We start from the raw sequence: 18,634 nt of genomic DNA, 5'->3' as shown, positions 1-18,634 counted from the left end.
GAACTCCCCACGAAATCTTATCGATCCCTAAACAACAGGTTGCGATGATCCGGGAGGTTGGCTTATCCAACTTCCCGGGAGGGCGGGAGTTTTGATTGGCTGATTTCGTGAAGGCTTTTAATGAATGAAATCCATGCCACTGAGAAGAGAACGATAACAGCAAGAACGAAGCCAATACCTAAGTGATCGAGATTATGCACTTTAATTCCTGTTGTGATTTGCCAACTTCCAATCACGGGAAATACGATCCCCAAAAACCCAGCAAGAACAAATGCCAAACCGCCATATAACAAGGTACGGCCACTCACTTTCCGGGCGACATAGCTTTTATCTTCTTCACTTAAGTGACGCTTTTCCATCCACAAACCGACCATTGAGCCTAAAAGGATTTGCATAAGCATCGTCCCTAATCCGAAGAATAAACCGGGCAAAAATGCCAAGTACCAGTGATGCATAGCCGGGGCTAGCACGGTGTAGACGATAAGCGCAAAAGCGCCTGTCCCCCATCCGGCAATGAAGCCATGAACCAAGGGCATGTACATGGGAATGGGTCGCGGATCTTGGGAATCAGGGGATGGCAAATGATCAGCAAAGTGGAAGAAATGAAAATGACGATTCCATTTTAAAATGTAGGCTCCCGAGCCGACCATAACAATTCCGACAATGCTGTATACGATATACTCCCAGGAACCGTTAAAAAGAAAGCGGGCGAGAGCGAGAAACGCTAATTCGGAAGCGATGGCCCGCTGAAATGTGAAGGCAAGTGAAAACAAAAATCCCGCTTTCATTCCTCCACGGCTGCTATAACTGCCAATGGCATAACTAAACGTAATAGGCCAGGTATGTTCATCGGGTGTAATTCCGTGAATCATGCCGAGTAACACGGCCGTTAACAGAATCAAGCCAATGCTGAGTCCAATAGCATGAGGGTTCCAGAGATTAATCATGGCCTATCCCTTCTTTAAATGCAAATTATTTGCATTTGCATTATACGATGACCCGGCTGAGTTTTGCAACAGTTAAATTTTGCGGATAATATTTTTCGTGTGCAGTTAAATGGATTTAATCTTGAACCTATGACACGATTGGTTCAAGTGAGTGATTGCCGAAGTTTGTAACGAGACGATTATAATGAACTAATACTAAATAAAGGAGGGTAATTTATGACGAAAGCCGCTAAGGTTTTATGGGTAGCAGGCGGACTTGTGGTGATTGTGGGCTCATTTTTTCTCACCGATGCTGTTCGCGTGCGCGGATTAGCCAGGCGTTATGACCAATCATTTTTAAATCCGGAAATTGGAGCGGCTTCAAAATATGATGTGGAAGTTTTAGTTCCGCCAGGCAATGGTACTGCGCAATATGATGTCTTTCATGCCAATCACAATACCTATGTCAGCGTAAGGGAGACGCCCAGCGCGCATTGGGCCAATTTAGGGGACTTTGACAGTGACGACAATGGTACCTTTAGTGTCCGATTAATGAAAGCACACCCTGAACGTAATGATGGATATCATAATGGGCAGATGGAACCACAAAGTGTCAAATTCTTGCCTGTCGCCTAATTAAAAAGACACACAACACGAGGAGCTGGCCGATGGATCCCCTGATAGGTGAGTGGGACCATCGGTCTTGCCTTTCTTTTCATTGATACAGCAAACCAGTAAAATAGGTAAGATAGGAATTGGGATGCTGGAGGGCAAACGTGAACCAATCGGAAATTCGGAACTTCTCAATTATCGCCCATATTGATCATGGCAAAAGTACTTTGGCGGACCGTCTCATTGAACGAACCGGAACATTAACGGCGCGTGAGATGGCTCCCCAAGTGTTGGATTCGATGGATCTAGAACGCGAGCGCGGGATTACCATTAAAGCGCAAGCGGTGCGTTTGGAATATGAATATCAAGGGCAGCGTTACGAACTCAATTTAATTGATACCCCGGGCCATGTTGATTTTACCTATGAAGTCTCACGAGCGTTGCAAGCTTGTGAAGGCGCTTTATTAGTGATTGACGCGGCACAAGGCGTTGAAGCCCAAACATTAGCGAATTTGTATTTGGCCTTAGAACATGATCTGACCGTTATCCCGATCATCAATAAAATTGATTTGCCTAACGCCAATCCCGAGCGTGTCCAAGAAGAATTAATTGAAATCGGTTTAGACGGGACCGAAGCCATTTTGGTTTCGGCTAAACAAGGCATCGGTATCGATGAGACGCTGGCAGCTATTGTCTCCCGCATTCCGCCTCCTGTTGGCAACCCAGAGGCCCCATTAAGAGCTCTAATTTTTGATTCTCGCTTTGACAGTTATAAAGGCGTCTTGGTATATATTCGGGTTGTTGATGGATCCCTTCATGTGGGAGATAAGATCCAATTTATGGCGACCGGGGCATCCTTTGAAGTGACGGAAATCGGTGTATTTCGTCCTCATCCTACGACGGTTTCGTCCCTGTCGACCGGAGAGGTGGGGTTTTTTGCGGCATCCATTAAAACGGTCCAAGATACCCGTGTCGGGGATACCGTCACCCTCGCCGACCATCCGGCCAAAGAAGCATTACCGGGCTATCGCCCCGCGCAACCGATGGTATTTTCCGGCTTATACCCCGTTGACACCAGTGATTACGGGCGGCTTAGAGAAGCCTTAGAAAAATTGCAACTCAATGATGCCTCGTTAACATTTGAACCAGAAACCTCTGCTGCCCTAGGCTTTGGATTTCGGGCGGGATTTCTTGGTCTATTACACTTAGACGTCATTCAAGAACGGTTGGAACGTGAGTACAATTTGTCCTTGATTACCACCGCGCCTAACGTGGTCTATCAAGTGCGGCTCGTTACAGGAGAAGAAATTCGGGTCGACAATCCAGCACTCATGCCGCCAGCGGGCGATATTGAGGAAATTCGGGAGCCGATGGTGAGTGCCAGTATTATTACTCCCAGTGAATATATTGGGGCGGTCATGGAACTGGCACAGGAACGCCGTGGCATTTATAAAGATCTTTCCTATATTGATAGCCAGCGAGCCATGTTGTCCTATTCTCTCCCCTTGGGAGAAATTATGTTCGATTTCTTTGACCAATTAAAATCCCGAACCCGGGGGTATGCCTCTTTTGATTACCAGTGGAGCGGCTTTGCTCCCTCGGATCTGGTGCGTCTTGACATCCTCATCAATGGGGAAGTCGTGGATGCTTTTTCCATGATTGTGCACCGGGACAAGGCTTATTACCGGGGACGAACACTGGTGGAGAAACTACGCGATCTGATTCCCCGTCAGTTGTTTGAAGTACCACTGCAAGCAGCAATTGGGGGACGGGTTATTGCCCGGGAAACGGTCAAGGCGATGCGCAAGGATGTTTTGGCCAAATGTTATGGGGGTGACATTACCCGTAAACGAAAGCTTCTCGAGAAACAGAAAGAAGGAAAAAAACGGATGAAAGCCGTGGGCAATGTGGAAATTCCCCAGGAAGCCTTTATGGCCATTTTACGAGTGGATGATAATAAATGATGGATCCGGCCTTATCGGATTGGGGGCTATATATTCACATTCCGTTTTGCCAGGCGCGTTGTACCTATTGCGACTTTAATACCATTACGGGAATGGGTGAAGACGATTACCGGCGGTATGTCAGTGCCTTAATAAAAGAGTGGGATCAGCAAATAGAAATACCTGCTGGAAATCTGGTCTCCATCTTTTTAGGCGGAGGCACTCCGTCGTTGTTGGAACCAGCCCAGGTTGCCAGCATCCTTGAGGCCGTGGCCAAGCGGCTACCGCATACCGGGCAATCCATAGAGATTACGATGGAGGCGAATCCCGGAACTGTTAATGTCAAACGATTACGTCAGTACCGTATGGCAGGCGTTAATCGCCTGTCATTAGGTGTGCAGGCATGGCAAAATCATCACCTGCAACAACTTAACCGGATTCATACCGCCCAAGACGCTAGGATTGCCATGGAATCTGCTCGTGAGGCGGGATTTGAAAATGTCAATTGTGATTTAATTTATGGGTTGCCGCAACAGAGCTTAGCCGAATGGCAAGAATCTCTGGAAGCCGTGTTGGCCCTAAAACCTGATCACTTATCCTTATATCAATTACAAATTGAGGAAGGCACTCCTTTAGCCACCCAATTGAAAAGGGGCCTCTTGTCCTTACCCGCTACCGATTTGACTGCCGATATGGCCGATATTGGGCGCATGACGTTATTACGGGCAGGTTTTATGCCTTATGAAATATCGAACTATTGTCTTCCGGGAAAACATTCGCGGCATAACCGTCTATATTGGACCATGAATCCTTATTTAGCTTTAGGCGCTGGGGCCCACGGATATTGGCATGGACGTCGGTGGTGGAATATTCGCGGCATTAGACGCTATATGGAAGCGATAGAGGCCGGTGAAAACGTTAAGGCAGGAGAGGAATGGTTGGATCGCCAAGAGGAAATGCGGGAATATGTGTGGTTAGGCTTGCGAGAAGAGGGAGGATTCTCCCGTACGCGATTCCATCATAAATTTGGGGTAAATCCCGAAGGACTCTTGGGTTCTATATTTCGTCGCCTGCATAATCAAGGTCTTATTGAGCGGGACAAGGACCGGATTCGGCTGACTTCACGCGGCCGGGATATGGCCAACTATGTGTTTCGGGAATTTGTCGGAACTGACCAATATGCTTGACAGTGATGTGAATCCCAGGCTATTTTACCTAATAGGGTATATTAGCACTCGGCATATGAGAGTGCTAACACGGGCAGGAGGTGACTGGGGTGGATACACGGAAACGAACCATTTTGCAAGCTTTGACGGAAGACTACATTAATTCGGCAGAGCCTGTGGGTTCACGCACTTTAGCAAAAAAATATAATTTGGGCATTAGTCCGGCGACCATCCGCAATGAAATGGCGGATTTGGAAGAATGGGGTTTTCTGGAACAGCCGCATACATCGGCTGGCCGAGTACCCTCGGATAAGGGTTACCGTTTTTATGTCGATGAGTTAATGTCCAAAGCGCCAATTGGCCATGAATTGCTGGAGCGCATCCGGTCCACGTACCAGTCACGTGTGCGAGAACTGGAGTGGTTTATTCACCAGACCGCCAAGTTAGTCAGTGATATTACGGGGTATCCTTCTATTGTCCTGGCTCCATCGTGGGAACAAGGAATTTTTTCCGCGTTGCATTTTGTGGGGGTGGGAGAAGATAGTGCCCTATTAATTATTCGCACAGCGGATGGATTTACACAAAATAAGACTGTGTCGATTCCCAAAGAGCTGAGTTTGGCCCAGTTAAATGCCCTCGCTCAAGATTTCTCGCGCCAATTTGCCGGGGTTTCGATGCGCGATTTGCAAAATTATATATTAGATCCGTTATCGACGAGCCTCTTCGAACATGCTGCCTTATGGCAAACCGTACTGGGATGGTTCTTAACGGAGGGATCCGATGATGAGCGGATGACCGTGGCGGGTCCCTTAACCATCCTCAATTATCCGGAATTTAATGATATCAACAAAGTACGCAGAGTCTTAGGGTTTTTGGAGCAAGATAAAGCTGTCGAACAAATTGTCCATTCGCATCCTGCCGACGGGGTTATGGCATTGATTGGTTCGGAGACGTCCATTGAAGATATACAAGATTGTAGTGTGGTCACCGCGTCCTACCGGGTAGGACAGACCGTGGTGGGACGCGTGATGGTTGTCGGGCCTAGACGGATGCAATATGCTTATGTGATGACGGTTTTGGAAGTGGTTTCGGACGAACTGTCTCAAGCGCTCAAGTGGGCGTAATGAAAAGCCACCGCGGTATTAAAAATAAGGAATGCTAAGATGAGATGGAAATCTCAACAAGAGCTTAGTCAAATGGGGAGGATTTTTTAATGGCGGACGAGCGCGACAAGAAAGCGCAAACAGATAGGGAACCATATGATGAAGAACAACAAGACACCGAAGGACTCGTTGATGAAAATCAAGAACAGGTGGATTCTCAAGGTGAGGCGGAAGACCAAGAAGCCGCTGCGAATGACACTGAAACCAATTGGCAGCAGGTAGCGCAGGACCGTTATGATCAGTTAGTGCGCCTTCAAGCAGATTTTGATAACTACAGGCGCCGGGTAGACCGAGAACGGGAAGAGCTCCGCGGATATGTAACGGGCGCGATCTTGGGAGATTTCTTGCCCGTCTACGACAACTTAGAGCGGGCGTTGAAATACATGCCGGACACTGATGAAGCCAAAGCGTGGCGCATGGGAGTCGAAATGACTCTGAAAGGCTTCAACGATGTCTTGACCAAATTTGGGGTGACCCCGATTCCCACAGTGGGAACCATCTTTGATCCCAGAGTGCATGAAGCCGTCCAACGGGTTGACAGCGATGAGCCTGAAGGGACCATTATCGAGGAATTATTAAAGGGATTTCAATGGAAAGACCGTGTCTTGCGTGCGAGCTTGGTCAAAGTTTCCACGGGGCAGGGCACGCCAGAAGCCCAAAAATCGCAAACGGATTCGGCGTCATGAAGTCTTGCGACTGGCATTGAGGCAGAGAAGAGGAGGGAATTTAGCGAATGGCAAAGCGCGATTATTATGAAGTGTTGGGTGTCAGCCGCAATGCGAGTCCTGACGAAATCAAGCGTGCCTTTAGACGCCTTGCCGCCAAGTATCACCCCGATGCCAATCCTGGAGATAAGACGGCGGAAGAGCGATTTAAAGAAATCAATGAAGCGTATCAAGTGCTACAGGACCCCGAAAAACGTGCACGTTATGATCAATTTGGCGCCGATGGCCCACAGATGGGAAACCCCTTTGGCCAAGATTTTGGCTTTGGCGGGTTTGGTGACATTTTCGATATTTTCTTCGGCAATGGGTCTTCGCAAGGACGCCGCAGCGGTCCTATTAAAGGTCCTGATTTGCGCTACGATTTGACCTTAACCTTAGAAGAAGTGCTCACCGGGAGTACGCAGACGATTCGGGTGACACGGGATGAAATCTGCCCGAGATGTCACGGCAATCAGGCGGAACCGGGGACACGGCTCGAAATGTGTCCAACTTGTCATGGTAATGGTCAAGTCGAACGGATTCGAGAAAGTTTCTTAGGACGGATTCGGCAGGTGGAAACTTGTCCAAAATGTCATGGCAGTGGACGCATCATTCCGGTGCCGTGTAAAGAATGTCACGGTCGCGGTCAAGTTCGTGCTGAAAAAAGTTTAAGTGTTACCATTCCTGCAGGTGTCGATGAAGGCACACGGCTTCGGGTGGCTGGTGAAGGTGGGGCTGGACAGCATGGAGGGCCGCCGGGAGATTTAATTGTGTTTGTGCACGTGAAAGAACATGAGCGATTCACCCGTGATGGCGATGACATTTGGGTGGAAGAACCCATTACTTTTGCGCAAGCAGCGTTAGGCGCGGATCTGAAAATTAAGACGTTGAATGGGGAAGAAACCTTGCATATTCCGGGTGGCACCCAAACCGGCACCGTCTTTAAGCTGTCGCGGCAAGGATTGCCAAGATTGGGGAATGCCAGTATTCGCGGTTCGTTGAATGTCAAAGTTAAAGTCATGGTGCCGACATCTTTGACCCATAAAGAACGGGAATTGTTGCATATGTGGGCTGAAATGCGCAAAGAAGATGTTGCGCACGAAGACAAGAGCATATTCAAGAAGGTGAAAGATGCCCTGGGTCGGTAATTCATCCTCTTCTCCTGATTATATGGCGGTAACCTGTTTTGTGTCCCCTGATGATGTGGAAATGGCTGCCCAGGTGTTGTTAGATTTTGGCCTTAGTGGGATTGAATGGGAAGATGGTCAACCCGTGCAAGCTCCTTTTACGGATATTCCCTTAATTCCCGGAAAACCGTTTGTTCGCGGCTATTTTCCTGATGAGCCGGGATTTGGCAAGATTCGGGCGGAATTGGAACGTTTGGCTAATGAGCACGGCTGGACTATAACAATGGACCGGATCCGTACAGAAGACTGGGCTAACAATTGGAAACAATATTATCACCCGATTTATTTAAAGGATCACTACGTCGTCGTCCCGGCCTGGCAAGATGTGGACGGCATTGATGAGGACCACCAGATTATTTTGGATCCGGCGATGGCGTTTGGCACCGGAACACATCCGACCACCTTTATGTGCTTAAACGAAATTATCGAGATCAATCCTCATAGCTTGCGAGTTTTAGATTTAGGAGCGGGATCTGGCATTCTCGCCATATTAGCCGCAAGAATGCAGGCCCATGAAACTTGGGCTGTGGAACCCGATCCGGTGGCGTTTCGGGCTTTGGAGTCAAATATTGCCCTCAATCATTTGAAAATCCATACGCTTTTAGGGACCTTGAAGGATGTACCCCCAGATAAGGTGTTTGACCTGGCATTATGCAATTTGATCGCGGATATTATCATTCCCGAATGGCCGTCATTGATTCAGCACTTGCACAAAGGAAGTCAAGCGATATTATCGGGGATTTTGTGGGACAGACGTGAGGAGATTGTCCGGGTTGTGGAATCTTATGGTGGACGCATTACCAAGATGGTAGAACGAGAAGGCTGGGCGATGATGGTGGCGGCACCATGATCCGGATTGTGGTGAGCAGTGAGCAAATAATCCCCGACAAGAGGATTATTTTAACACCAGAGCAAAGTCACTATCTGGGTCATGTGATGCGGGTGCGTCCCGGAGAGAAAATTGAAGCCTTGTTAAGCGGGCAAGCGATTTTTGAGTGTGTAATGACGCAAGATAATCAGGTACTCGAGTGTCTTAGAACTCGGGAAGTTTTCGAGGATGTCTCGCTTTTCTTGGCGCAATCCCTGATTAAGAAAGATTTATTTAGCGATATCATCGAAAAAGGCACTGAGGCAGGGATTGCGGGATTTTATCCAGTACTGACCGAGCGAACAATTGTCCGGGAAATTTCACCAAGCAAATGGAACCGCTGGCATAAAGTGGCTAAAGAGGCCACCGAACAGGCACACAGAAGCCGTGTCCCGGAAATTTTTCCCTTGACCACGCTTAGCGAGGTGATGGATTTAAAGATTCCGCACAAGTTGGTATTAGACGCGCAAGGGAAAAATCTCTGGGATTGGCTAATGGAACACCCCATGTCGCCTTTATCCGCTTGCCTTCTCGTGGTAGGGCCCGAAGGTGGGTTAACACCATCAGAACGAGACCAATTGACCCGCAACGGATTTGACGCCGTATCATTAGGCCCGTATATCTACCGGGCTGAAAACGCTGGCGTTTTTGCGGCAGCATTACTTAGGGCGTGGATGTCCTCTCATTACTTTGCGCACGGTCAATCCTAACGCGGTGGAGGACGCGTTGGAGTGGGAAAACTGGGGTGCTTGTCGACAAATTTGGTGACGATTTCTAGGGTTTTAACAGCAGCGTTTCGGCCATCCTATGGGCAGGAGGTCGAGACGATGGGCAAAGTCGTAGAACTAAAGTTTTGTGATATCTGTCATAAGCCGGTGGTCAAACGAGAGGCGACCTCTATGTCCACCGGTTTTCTGGAAAGCACCTTGTGCAAAGAATGTTTATCCAAATACGGGCACCTTTATCGACCATGGTAATCTTTAACGTTTGACATAGGAAATTTGACACACTTTTCCCCCGACACATATAATAAAGAGAAGCGTACCCCGACCCGTTCGGGTGGAGGGGAGGGAGAACTATGTCAGAGGTTAAAGTCGGTAAAAACGAAAGCTTGGATAGCGCGCTGCGGCGTTTTAAGAGACAAATCCAAAAGGCTGGAGTCCTTGCGGAAGCTCGCAGGCACGAACATTATGAAAAGCCGAGTGTGCGCCGGAAAAAGAAATCCGAGGCCGCACGGAAGAAGCGTGCGAAATAATAAATATGGTTTCTAAGGGGGTTCTCCCTTGTCTCTCCGAGAACAATTGAATGAGGACCTTAAATCGGCGATGCGGGCTAAAGACCAAGCCCGCTTGTCGGTGATCCGGTCGATAAAAGCCGGCATCCTAGCACAAGAAACACGATCCGAGCGAACCACCTTAGATGACGAAGGAATCCTTCAGGTGATCGTCAAGGAAATCAAAGAACGCAAAGATGCCAATAGCGAATTTGAAAAAGCCGGAAGGCAAGATTTAGTCGAGAAAAATCTCAAAGAAATCGAGATTTTATCGTCATATTTACCAGAGCCCTTATCTGAAGATGAACTGGCGCAGTTAATTGACGCCGCGATCACGGCCTGTGGAGCGACCTCACCGAAAGATATGGGCAAAGTCATGGCGATCGTCAATCCTCAGATTCGGGGGCGGGCTGATGGCCGGCATGTAGCGGATCTTGTAAAAGCCCGTTTATCCCGTTAAGAGTCCTATGAAGAAGCAGCGCCTATTTTCTCGCCCATGGTTATGGAGGAGAAAGTGGGTCGCTGTTTTTGTTATTTTTATGGGCATAGGATTGAGCGGTTGTGGGGGGAATAATTCTCCCCCGGATCTGGCTATTGCCTTTGCCCGCACGACAGCTACCGGGACCGAAGATCTCTTGGTGGGGCGATATACGGCTCAAGGACACCCTCAAGGACATCTCATCAATTTGGGATCCTTGGGGTTGGTGGCCCAATCACAAATCATGGCGAGTCATGGTCGTCTCTTATGGGTCACTACAGGATCGGCTTTGTACCAGTTGACGCCTTCTGGCCATGACCACCTTATTTGGAAGGCGCCATCCCATAGAACGATCTTGTCAGTTGATTACATTTCTGGGCGTTTGTGGGCTGTCGTTGAAAGAGTAGACGGTCAGTCTGTTGATTTATATTGCCAGCACCACGGGCATTTTGTTCAAGTATTGCAGGGACCATTGGCCATTACCACGTTATATCCCGCGCACCAGGGTCAAATGGTCATTCTTCGGGTATGGCCGGATAAAGCCCAGGTGACGCTATGGGGATATACGCGGGGAGTTATTCAACAGTGGACTGTGGCTCATGTGCCCCAAGGATCGGTCGCTGTCGGTACTAGAGATGTGTATTTACCCGTTACGGAAGGACTGCGGAATTTTGGCATAGAAATTTTACCGTTAACGCATTTGGGGCACCGTCAGCTCCATATGTTTTCTTCCGTGAAGGACGCTGTGATTGAAGTGATTCCTTCTCATCCGGCCTATGGACTCACCCTTAAGGGGCTTATTCCCCTTACTGGTGTTTCGTTTTCCGATCAAGACTTGGTGAAATGGCCGCAACCTTTACAGACGACCGTCACCTCCGTTCTGAGTGCTTCCTGGGTTATCATTTTGGACGGTCCAAGTCAAGGTCTGTGGTTTAATGCACGGGGGGACCGTTTTGGTCCAGCATTTCAGGTTATAGCTCCGCCCAACACTTTTCCTCGGGCTGTACAACCATGGAACGCTTAAGGACGGGAGACGGATTCGTAACCCTCATTTTTTAGAGGTATCCGGGATAAATAGGAAGCTTGTCCATATTCCAAAGAGACTCGTGGTCCATGGCAAAGGTGGGGAGATAGGGGACCAAAATAGGCGCCCGACCACTGAAGTCAGACAAAAATACGCGACGGTTTAATTTTTGAGCGATGATTAAGAGCTGATCTAACCCCTGATCTTGCACATTAAAGGGCTGAACGTCCGGAAACACTGCCAGTAAATAGGCTAGAGCTTCCCAGCCTATGGTGACTTGATCCAACCATAATGGAATCCCAGGCAACACGCTCAAAAGTTGTTCAATGCTGTGGATGACAGGTAATAATCCCTGGCCGCTAGCCCTGTAGAGAATGATTCGGGTTAACCGAGATGTTTCGGATAACGTTTTAAGAAGATCGAAGGGAATATGCTCAAGCGTTATCGCCATTTCTATAGGTCCGTTGAAGTCGCCAATGTCCTCGGGATGAGTCGTAAGATCATAACGAACATGCCATAACACTCCTGGTTTCGGATGCCAAAGAGAAAAGGACGGGATCGGTTTGTAGGTTTCGGAACTCCACAGGACATGACCTCGTTGTAGATGGCCTTTAAGAAAGAGTTGAACAATATGGGTTTCGTAGGCCGGATATTGTAAGCGGGGAACCTGTAACCAAGGAACCCAAAGAATGTCGTTCATCACGCGTCCATTTCCTCCTGGGTCACTAATGCGCGCGATACCCCGTGTCCTCGCAGCAGATCGCGCATGTCATGAGAAATATGGTCAATATTGATTTCAATAAGTACGTGCGGCAATTCTTGGCGGATCAGTTGTACGACGGCTAAAAGATCTAACGTATGGGGATGGTCCACGGTGAACAGAGGTGTCGGGCGAAATGGTTTGATCTCTATTACAGATAATCCCCGAAGTTGCTTGAGAACCGCAAGATGATCGTGAACATGCCGCCCTGTTATGCCGGGAAATACCATAAGACTCGCACGGGATTGGAGACCACAGGATTCAGCGAGTTGGTGAATGCGAAGCCATTCTTTTGCGCTGAGGCGTAGTGGAGCTACATCTTGGCGCCATTCATCCCAGAGCAATTCACTCCCGCCTGGGCCCAAGCTCGATGCACCTGCCCATCTTAGTTCTTCCAGCAGTTCTTGAAATGGCTTTTTTTCTACACGGTGAAAATGCATCAGTTCTACCGCGGACAAAGCTTGGATGGGTGCGGGGTTACGGGTATGAATATGGCGAATGGCCGAGCGGAAATAGCTCCAGGGCTCAAAAAAGCTTAATCCCCCACGAATTTTAACGAGATCATAGGGGCCGTCTAATCTGGGATCAGTTTGTACAAGATTTAACAGGGCTAAGGGTTTGACGGGATTGTTTCCCACGAGCGGGACAAAGTGGCTAAAATCACAGAACCGACACTGCATCCAGCAAGCCCGGGTCGTGGTGATTTTTAAAACATGTATGATTGTCCATGACGACGACAATTTGTCGGGCTTTACGGGTGTATACTGCAAAGTCTCTTCCATTTTTCCACTCAATTCTTGCTATCTGACAATCACTATTGACAAATAGGCAAATTTTTCATGCGTTTTTAGGCTGGTTAGGATCCTCTTTATCTGAGTTATACGCGGTTTTATCAAAGATTCCTGCTCGATCCGAACATTTCTTTCATCATGGCCTATGAAAGCCAAGCATACCATGAACCAGAGGATGGACGGGGGAGGAATCCGGATGAAAAGAGGAAAGAATCTAACCCGGGTGGCACAATGGCTTGAAATTCCACCTGAAGTGTTGGTGAATGTTCCTCGTATTGAAGTGGTAGGACACCTCCAGTTCCGCGTGGAGAATCATCGGGGTCTTCAAAAATATGGGCCAGAACATATTGTCTTGCGTTTGGCAGAAGGCTATCTCGTCGTGCGGGGGAAGGACTTGGTGATTGGATGGATTGACCGGGGAGAAATTCTCGTTACCGGTCAAGTCCACTCTTTGGTCTTTCAGGAGGGGCAACGGTGATCGATTTTTTATACCGATTATTTTTTGGGTGGGTTGAAGTTACCCTGGTGGGGCGGCATCCTGAAGAGATCATCAGCCAATTGGCCTTATCAGGACAACGCTTGTGGGCTGTGAAGAATACGTCTAAAGGCTACCGCTTTATTGCACCGCTCAGCAGTTTACGTATTTTGCGTCAAGTCTTGCGGGGCAAACATTATCATCTTCATTTTGGTCGGCGTGGGGGCCTGCCTTTTAAATGGCGGCAGTTTACAGCGCGCCCTTTTCTGGGAGTGGGGGCATTAACCGCGGTGGCTTTAATTTTTGTAACAACGAGTCGGATTTGGATTATTAACGTACCTACCGCCAACATTACGCCAACAGCCAAAACCCAATTGATTCAAGCGGCAAAAGCGGCAGGTATTCATGTCGGTACACCTTCTCGGGCGATTAATTTGAGCAAATCTCGCTTGATTATGCAACGGATTTTACCGCAGTATGCCTTTATTGGATTGTCCCTTCACGGTGTGTTGTTGACGGTACAAGTTGTACCTTTAGTCACTAAACCTTCAAACAAACTCCCTCGTAAAATGATTGCTGCGCATAGCGGGACCGTGACCAGTGTTTTAGTTTATATGGGCGATCCCGAAGTCAGTCCCGGTGAAGTGGTCAAAAAGGGTCAAACCCTCATTTCGGGAGCGGTTAGTGCTCCGGTGCCCATACAGCCCGAAGGGGCTACCAAGCCTCTTACGGATGCGGTGCAAACTCCTGCGCGGGGCGAAGTTTACGCAGATGTGCGTTATCAAGCCACAGTGGTCCAGCCATACCAGTTTCATGAATGGGTTCCCTCGGGACATACCTTCACCCAAACTTTTATCCAAATTGGCGACAATGCTCCTGTGCTCTTGCAGGGATATGGAAGCATTCCCTTTCGTTCCTACAAAACCCACAAATTTGTGGAGCCGTGGCGCTGGCAAGATGTCAACTTGCCAGTAGAGACAGTCAAAATCGTATATAATGAATTACAAAGGCGACGTGTTATGTTATCGAGAAAACAAGCTTTGGCGCGAGCCATCGATCACGTATCACGTCGTATGCACAACATGGTGCATGGGGGAACCAAAGTTCGGGAACGTCGGATTATTCATTGGTCAAATCATAGCGTGTCGGTACAATTGATATGGGTCGTGAATCAAAATATTGCAGTGCCCGTGACCAATTGATGGACATTGGGTAATCTAAGCAGAAAAAGGGGGACGCCATTGCCACTTTCTCAGTGGGTTATTACTGACAATAATGCCGTGACAACATTGGTTGGTCGCGGCGATGAACATTTGAAGCATATTGAAAATACGCTACATGTGAAACTTACAGCTCGTGGGAATGTCATTGCTATCCAAGGACCGGATCAAGACCAAGCACTGGCTCGGCAAGTTCTAGACTTATTAGCACAGTGGGCGTATGCGGGTCAGCCTATCCGGCTCGATACAGTCGATGCAGCGGTAACGGCTGTGCAAGAAGGCACCCAAAATGAATTCCTGCATTTGTTGACGGAATCCGTCTATACCACAACTGCGGGGCGGATAATCCGTCCGAAGACCGTTGGTCAACAAGTATATATTGAAGCCATTCGGCAAAATACTCTGGTGTTTGGCATTGGCCCTGCCGGTACGGGAAAGACCTATTTAGCCATGGCAATGGCGGTGCAAGCGTTAAAAACGCATGAGGTTGAGCGGATTATCTTGACCCGACCCGCAGTGGAAGCCGGAGAAAAGCTAGGCTTTTTGCCCGGCGCATTGGAGGACAAAGTGGATCCCTATTTGCGTCCGCTCTATGATGCCCTTTTCGAATTTCTCGGACAGGAAGCGGTTGAACGTTACCGGGAACGAGGACACATTGAAGTGGCGCCGCTGGCTTATATGCGTGGAAGAACATTAAATTCGAGCTTTATTATTCTCGATGAAGCGCAAAATACCACGTACGAACAAATGAAGATGTTTTTAACCCGTCTTGGTTATGGTTCCAAAATGGTCGTAACAGGAGACGCGACGCAGGTGGACTTGGCACGAGGTGAACGATCAGGACTGTATGAAGCAGAACGTATTTTGGAGGGGATTCCTGGTATTCGCACGATTCATCTGGGCAAGCGCGATGTCGTTCGTCATCCCTTAGTAGGAGAAATTATTGCGGCCTATCAACGGTTTGAAGGAGAGCAAGGAGCCAATAATCATGACCACAAAACGTAATGTGGGAAAGTGGCTGTCACATGTTCGCGCATTGAGGTGGGATCTAAAAGAACCATGGTCCTTACACTGGCAACAGCTGGTTGTGGCATTAAGTGTCTGGCTGTTGACCACGATCGTGTTTACCGCCACATTATTTGCGCAACGCATTGATGTGTCGGTGGGCGATTTAGCACCCCGAACGATTGTGGCCCCTTATGGTGTGGTCGATTGGGGGGCTACTGCTAAAGCGAGAGAACAAGCGGCTAAATCCGTTCCGAATGTGTACACGACGAATAATCAGGTGCTGAAAAACCAGGAAAACACCATTCGGAAGGATTTTTCGCTGATTTTGTCTCTGTCTCTCGATCAAGCTGCGCCCTTGTCTTTGCGGGAACAAACCGTGGCCCAGGCCATTCCTGTGGGATTGCCCAATAGTGTTTGGGGTGAAGTGCTGCAATTATCCCCCTCAAGTCTCTCCCAACTCCAACAAGATGCCCTGGTTATTGTGTCGTCGGTAATGGGGAACGGCAACGGGGTTAGAAATAATCAGGTCGGTTTAGCAGAAGCCAAAGGCTTTGCTGCGCAGCTGGCCTCCCAAGAAGAGTCTCAATCAGGACTCCGCTTGTTTTTGGCGGACTTTACAAAAAGTCTCATCGTTCCCAACACCTTTTTGAATGTCCAAGATACGCAGGCCAAAAAAGCGGCTGCGATGGCGCGCGTGCCCATTGTCAAGATCTTAAAAGGCGAGCAAGTTTTACAAGCTGGCCAGGTTGTGACTCCTGCGGATATCAAAGTCCTTCAAGAACTCGGATTATTAGACCAAGGCTTTAACCCGGCTCCTGTTGTTGGCTCGGCTCTTGTGTCGTTGGTATTGGTTGCTCTATTGAGTGGGTACCTGTGGTTTTTAAAACGTCCTTTATTAAATTCTCTGCCGTCGACAATCATTACCGGCATTATTTTCACGGCTTCCTTGATTGCTGCGGATGTCATGAAAGGATTGCCGGCTTTAAATTATCTGGTGGTGCCCACCGCCGCGATTATGGTGACTGCTCTGGTAGATTCTGGTCTTGGGATGGTTATGGCTGGAGTTTTGGCTTTGGGGATGGCCACATTGACGGGGGCAGATCTCAATGTGGCGCTAGTATCATTCTTTGGTGGGCTGGCTGGAGTTTTCGGAGTGAGCCGTTTGTCCCAACGTTATGACATTATCCGTGCGGGACTCCTCGTGGGAATTGTCAATTTGATGACGTTATTGGGACTCGACATTATGGAAGGGGCGGGAATTGCCCAAACGCCTACATGGGAAACGTTGTTATGGGGACTCTTAGACGGAGTATTGGCGGCGATTTTGGCGATGGGCTCCATTCCATTTTTGGAAGGGCCATTTGGCATTATCACCTCGATGAAGTTGATTGAGTTGAGTAACCCTAATCAACCGCTATTACGCAAGTTGCTCGTGGAAGCGCCTGGTACCTATCATCACAGTATTATGGTGGGAAATTTGGCGGAACAAGCCACGGAAGCCGTAGGTGGTAACTCGCTTTTGGCACGGGTGGGCGCCTACTACCACGATATCGGAAAGTCAAAGCGCCCATATTTCTTTGTGGACAACCAATTTGGGGCGGACAATCCCCACGACAAATTAGCGCCAGCATTATCGGCGCTTATCATCTCCTCCCATGTTCGCGACGGGATTGAGTTAGCTCGCCAATATCATATTCCCGATGCCATTATTAACTTTATCCGGGAACATCACGGAACCACATTGATTAGCTTTTTCTACCACAAGGCGTTACAGGCGGATACGGGAGACGGTGTGCTGGAAGAGGATTACCGTTATGACGGGCCAAGGCCACAGAGTAAAGAAACCGCGATTGTCATGCTAGCGGACGCTTCTGAAGCCACTAGCCGGACATTAAAGCAGCCGACGCCGCAAGCTATCGAACAAGTGGTGCGTAAAATTATTAAAGACCGTTTGGAGGATGGCCAACTGGACGAATCCAATCTTACACTAAAAGAGTTGGACATTATCGCACGCACGTTCGTGCGAGTATTAACCGGTGTGTTTCACCAACGCATTGAATATCCTGAAAAAGTTTTAAAGGAAATGGAGAGGAGTCATAGTCATGGACATATGGGTGGAAAGTCCTCCCGGTTCATCCGCCGAATTGGAGGAGACCGTTCGACGGGTAGCCATCGCAGCTCTCGATAATTTAGGTGGGCTTGAGGACGCAGAGCTCAGTATTGTTCTGACGGATGATTCGACAATTCATGAGTTGAATCGAACGTATCGGGGCGTGGATCGCCCGACGGATGTCTTGTCCTTTAGTCAACGAGAAGGAGAGGATGCGTTTGACGACCCGGTTTTAGGGGATATCGTGATTTCGTTGGACCGGACGCGTCAACAAGCTCTAGAATACGGGCATAGTTTTGAGCGGGAACTGGGATTCTTAACAGTGCATGGCATCTTGCATTTGCTGGGCTGGGATCATGAGACACCCGACGAAGAACAGCGAATGATGGCCAAGACGGAAGAGATTTTAGGAGGCATCGGCCTGAGTCGTGAAACGCGCTGAAAACCTTAAAGAATCTTTTCGGTACGCGTTTTCAGGCTTGCGCTATGCGTTCGTCACACAAAGGAATTTACGCTTGCATTTTTTTACTGCCGCGTTTGTGATGACTTTGGGCTGGATACTGAATTTGCCTAAACGCGAGTTTATTGTTGTATTAGCCGCCATTATGGTGGTGATGGTGGCCGAAATGCTAAACACGGCGGTAGAAGCCGTAGTGGATTTGGCGAGTCCAGAGATTCATCCCTTAGCCCAGACGGCGAAGGATGTTGCCGCTGGCGCCGTTCTACTAGCCGCTATCGGAGCCGCCTTGTTGGGTTTATGGGTTTTCGTGCCACGGTTGCCGTCATTTGGCGAGGAATTTATGGTACGATGGAACAATGAGCGGGGGGTAACCATTTTATTGTTGCTAGTACTGGTGGGAATTCTGTTGATGGTTATTTGGCTGCCTCGTACTTGGCATGGTCACCCGACATCGCAAGATCATTGA

General features: G+C 48.6%; 20 protein-coding genes. 17 read left to right on the top strand and 3 right to left on the bottom strand.

What is annotated here, in order from left to right:
- Positions 1-62: 62 nt before the first annotated feature.
- Positions 63-947, bottom strand: coding sequence for a hypothetical protein (locus B8987_RS03220; protein ID WP_020376513.1), 885 nt, complete (start codon positions 945-947; stop codon positions 63-65).
- A 216-nt stretch (positions 948-1,163) separates the two neighbouring features.
- Between B8987_RS03220 and B8987_RS03215 the strand changes: the two genes are divergently transcribed.
- The 11 genes from B8987_RS03215 to B8987_RS03165 all read left to right on the top strand — a co-directional run bounded on the left by B8987_RS03215 (position 1,164) and on the right by B8987_RS03165 (position 11,344).
- Complete coding sequence (locus B8987_RS03215) at positions 1,164-1,562, top strand: carbohydrate-binding protein (RefSeq protein WP_020376512.1); 399 nt, start codon at positions 1,164-1,166, stop codon at positions 1,560-1,562.
- 140 nt (positions 1,563-1,702) lie between these two features.
- Complete coding sequence (gene lepA / locus B8987_RS03210; protein WP_020376511.1) at positions 1,703-3,502, top strand: translation elongation factor 4; 1,800 nt, start codon at positions 1,703-1,705, stop codon at positions 3,500-3,502.
- The gene (gene hemW, locus B8987_RS03205) at positions 3,499-4,668 is read left to right on the top strand and encodes a radical SAM family heme chaperone HemW (RefSeq protein ID WP_020376510.1); all 1,170 of its coding nucleotides are present in this window, start codon (positions 3,499-3,501) and stop codon (positions 4,666-4,668) included. Before lepA ends, hemW begins: the two co-directional genes overlap by 4 nt.
- 89 nt (positions 4,669-4,757) lie before the next feature.
- On the top strand, positions 4,758-5,771 hold the full coding sequence (gene hrcA / locus B8987_RS03200; RefSeq protein ID WP_020376509.1) for a heat-inducible transcriptional repressor HrcA: 1,014 nt from the start codon (positions 4,758-4,760) through the stop codon (positions 5,769-5,771).
- An 89-nt stretch (positions 5,772-5,860) separates the two neighbouring features.
- On the top strand, positions 5,861-6,496 hold the full coding sequence (grpE, locus tag B8987_RS03195) for a nucleotide exchange factor GrpE (RefSeq protein ID WP_020376508.1): 636 nt from the start codon (positions 5,861-5,863) through the stop codon (positions 6,494-6,496).
- Positions 6,497-6,543: 47 nt separating this feature from the next.
- A complete protein-coding gene (dnaJ, locus tag B8987_RS03190; protein WP_020376507.1) occupies positions 6,544-7,662 on the top strand; it encodes a molecular chaperone DnaJ in 1,119 nt (372 codons plus the stop codon).
- Positions 7,646-8,551: a 50S ribosomal protein L11 methyltransferase gene (locus B8987_RS03185; protein WP_020376506.1), complete on the top strand. Its 906-nt coding sequence runs from the start codon at positions 7,646-7,648 to the stop codon at positions 8,549-8,551. The genes dnaJ and B8987_RS03185 overlap by 17 nt, the downstream gene beginning before the upstream one ends.
- Positions 8,548-9,279, top strand: coding sequence for an RsmE family RNA methyltransferase (locus B8987_RS03180; RefSeq protein ID WP_020376505.1), 732 nt, complete (start codon positions 8,548-8,550; stop codon positions 9,277-9,279). The genes B8987_RS03185 and B8987_RS03180 overlap by 4 nt, the downstream gene beginning before the upstream one ends.
- A 368-nt stretch (positions 9,280-9,647) precedes the next feature.
- Complete coding sequence (gene rpsU / locus B8987_RS03175) at positions 9,648-9,824, top strand: 30S ribosomal protein S21 (RefSeq protein ID WP_020376503.1); 177 nt, start codon at positions 9,648-9,650, stop codon at positions 9,822-9,824.
- Between the two features lie 28 nt (positions 9,825-9,852).
- The gene (locus tag B8987_RS03170; protein WP_020376502.1) at positions 9,853-10,302 is read left to right on the top strand and encodes a GatB/YqeY domain-containing protein; all 450 of its coding nucleotides are present in this window, start codon (positions 9,853-9,855) and stop codon (positions 10,300-10,302) included.
- 7 nt (positions 10,303-10,309) lie between these two features.
- On the top strand, positions 10,310-11,344 hold the full coding sequence (locus tag B8987_RS03165; protein ID WP_139793457.1) for a hypothetical protein: 1,035 nt from the start codon (positions 10,310-10,312) through the stop codon (positions 11,342-11,344).
- Between the two features lie 31 nt (positions 11,345-11,375).
- Here the strand turns inward: B8987_RS03165 and B8987_RS03160 are convergent, their stop codons facing one another.
- Both B8987_RS03160 and B8987_RS03155 read right to left on the bottom strand, forming a co-directional pair.
- Positions 11,376-12,047 carry a hypothetical protein gene (locus B8987_RS03160; RefSeq protein WP_020376500.1) on the bottom strand — a complete coding sequence of 224 codons (672 nt, stop codon included), beginning with the start codon at positions 12,045-12,047 and terminating at the stop codon, positions 11,376-11,378.
- Entirely contained in the window at positions 12,044-12,886 is an 843-nt protein-coding gene (locus B8987_RS03155; RefSeq protein WP_020376499.1) for a hypothetical protein, read from the bottom strand. The genes B8987_RS03160 and B8987_RS03155 overlap by 4 nt, the downstream gene beginning before the upstream one ends.
- A 205-nt stretch (positions 12,887-13,091) precedes the next feature.
- Here B8987_RS03155 and yqfC point away from each other — a divergent pair, with 205 nt between their 5' ends.
- Genes yqfC through B8987_RS03125 form a run of 6 tightly spaced genes read left to right on the top strand, consistent with a single transcriptional unit; the run spans position 13,092 to position 18,634 of the window.
- Positions 13,092-13,373 (top strand): sporulation protein YqfC, encoded by a 282-nt coding sequence (gene yqfC / locus B8987_RS03150; protein ID WP_020376498.1) that lies wholly within the window; start codon positions 13,092-13,094, stop codon positions 13,371-13,373.
- Entirely contained in the window at positions 13,370-14,572 is a 1,203-nt protein-coding gene (locus B8987_RS03145; RefSeq protein WP_020376497.1) for a sporulation protein YqfD, read from the top strand. Before yqfC ends, B8987_RS03145 begins: the two co-directional genes overlap by 4 nt.
- Positions 14,573-14,611: 39 nt before the next feature.
- Entirely contained in the window at positions 14,612-15,595 is a 984-nt protein-coding gene (locus tag B8987_RS03140; protein ID WP_020376496.1) for a PhoH family protein, read from the top strand.
- Positions 15,579-17,786: an HD family phosphohydrolase gene (locus B8987_RS03135; RefSeq protein WP_020376495.1), complete on the top strand. Its 2,208-nt coding sequence runs from the start codon at positions 15,579-15,581 to the stop codon at positions 17,784-17,786. Before B8987_RS03140 ends, B8987_RS03135 begins: the two co-directional genes overlap by 17 nt.
- The gene (ybeY, locus tag B8987_RS03130; RefSeq protein ID WP_020376494.1) at positions 17,701-18,150 is read left to right on the top strand and encodes an rRNA maturation RNase YbeY; all 450 of its coding nucleotides are present in this window, start codon (positions 17,701-17,703) and stop codon (positions 18,148-18,150) included. Before B8987_RS03135 ends, ybeY begins: the two co-directional genes overlap by 86 nt.
- Complete coding sequence (locus tag B8987_RS03125) at positions 18,137-18,634, top strand: diacylglycerol kinase family protein (RefSeq protein WP_020376493.1); 498 nt, start codon at positions 18,137-18,139, stop codon at positions 18,632-18,634. Before ybeY ends, B8987_RS03125 begins: the two co-directional genes overlap by 14 nt.

This window comes from Sulfobacillus thermosulfidooxidans DSM 9293 (assembly GCF_900176145.1).
GTDB lineage: Bacteria > Bacillota > Sulfobacillia > Sulfobacillales > Sulfobacillaceae > Sulfobacillus > Sulfobacillus thermosulfidooxidans.
Note: the sequence above shows the minus strand (reverse complement) of the source record. Positions and strands in the feature narration are given on the sequence as shown.

Bases quoted from the DNA above. Each gene is read 5' to 3' on its own strand.
- B8987_RS03220 (WP_020376513.1), bottom strand. From the start codon at position 947: ATGATTAATCTCTGGAACCCTCATGCTATTGGACTCAGCATTGGCTTG.
- B8987_RS03180 (WP_020376505.1), top strand. From the start codon at position 8,548: ATGATCCGGATTGTGGTGAGCAGTGAGCAAATAATCCCCGACAAGAGG.
- B8987_RS03215 (WP_020376512.1), top strand. From the start codon at position 1,164: ATGACGAAAGCCGCTAAGGTTTTATGGGTAGCAGGCGGACTTGTGGTG.
- B8987_RS03135 (WP_020376495.1), top strand. From the start codon at position 15,579: ATGACCACAAAACGTAATGTGGGAAAGTGGCTGTCACATGTTCGCGCA.
- grpE (WP_020376508.1), top strand. From the start codon at position 5,861: ATGGCGGACGAGCGCGACAAGAAAGCGCAAACAGATAGGGAACCATAT.
- rpsU (WP_020376503.1), top strand. From the start codon at position 9,648: ATGTCAGAGGTTAAAGTCGGTAAAAACGAAAGCTTGGATAGCGCGCTG.
- B8987_RS03165 (WP_139793457.1), top strand. From the start codon at position 10,310: ATGAAGAAGCAGCGCCTATTTTCTCGCCCATGGTTATGGAGGAGAAAG.
- hemW (WP_020376510.1), top strand. From the start codon at position 3,499: ATGATGGATCCGGCCTTATCGGATTGGGGGCTATATATTCACATTCCG.
- ybeY (WP_020376494.1), top strand. From the start codon at position 17,701: ATGGACATATGGGTGGAAAGTCCTCCCGGTTCATCCGCCGAATTGGAG.
- yqfC (WP_020376498.1), top strand. From the start codon at position 13,092: ATGAAAAGAGGAAAGAATCTAACCCGGGTGGCACAATGGCTTGAAATT.
- dnaJ (WP_020376507.1), top strand. From the start codon at position 6,544: ATGGCAAAGCGCGATTATTATGAAGTGTTGGGTGTCAGCCGCAATGCG.
- B8987_RS03185 (WP_020376506.1), top strand. From the start codon at position 7,646: ATGCCCTGGGTCGGTAATTCATCCTCTTCTCCTGATTATATGGCGGTA.
- B8987_RS03155 (WP_020376499.1), bottom strand. From the start codon at position 12,886: ATGGAAGAGACTTTGCAGTATACACCCGTAAAGCCCGACAAATTGTCG.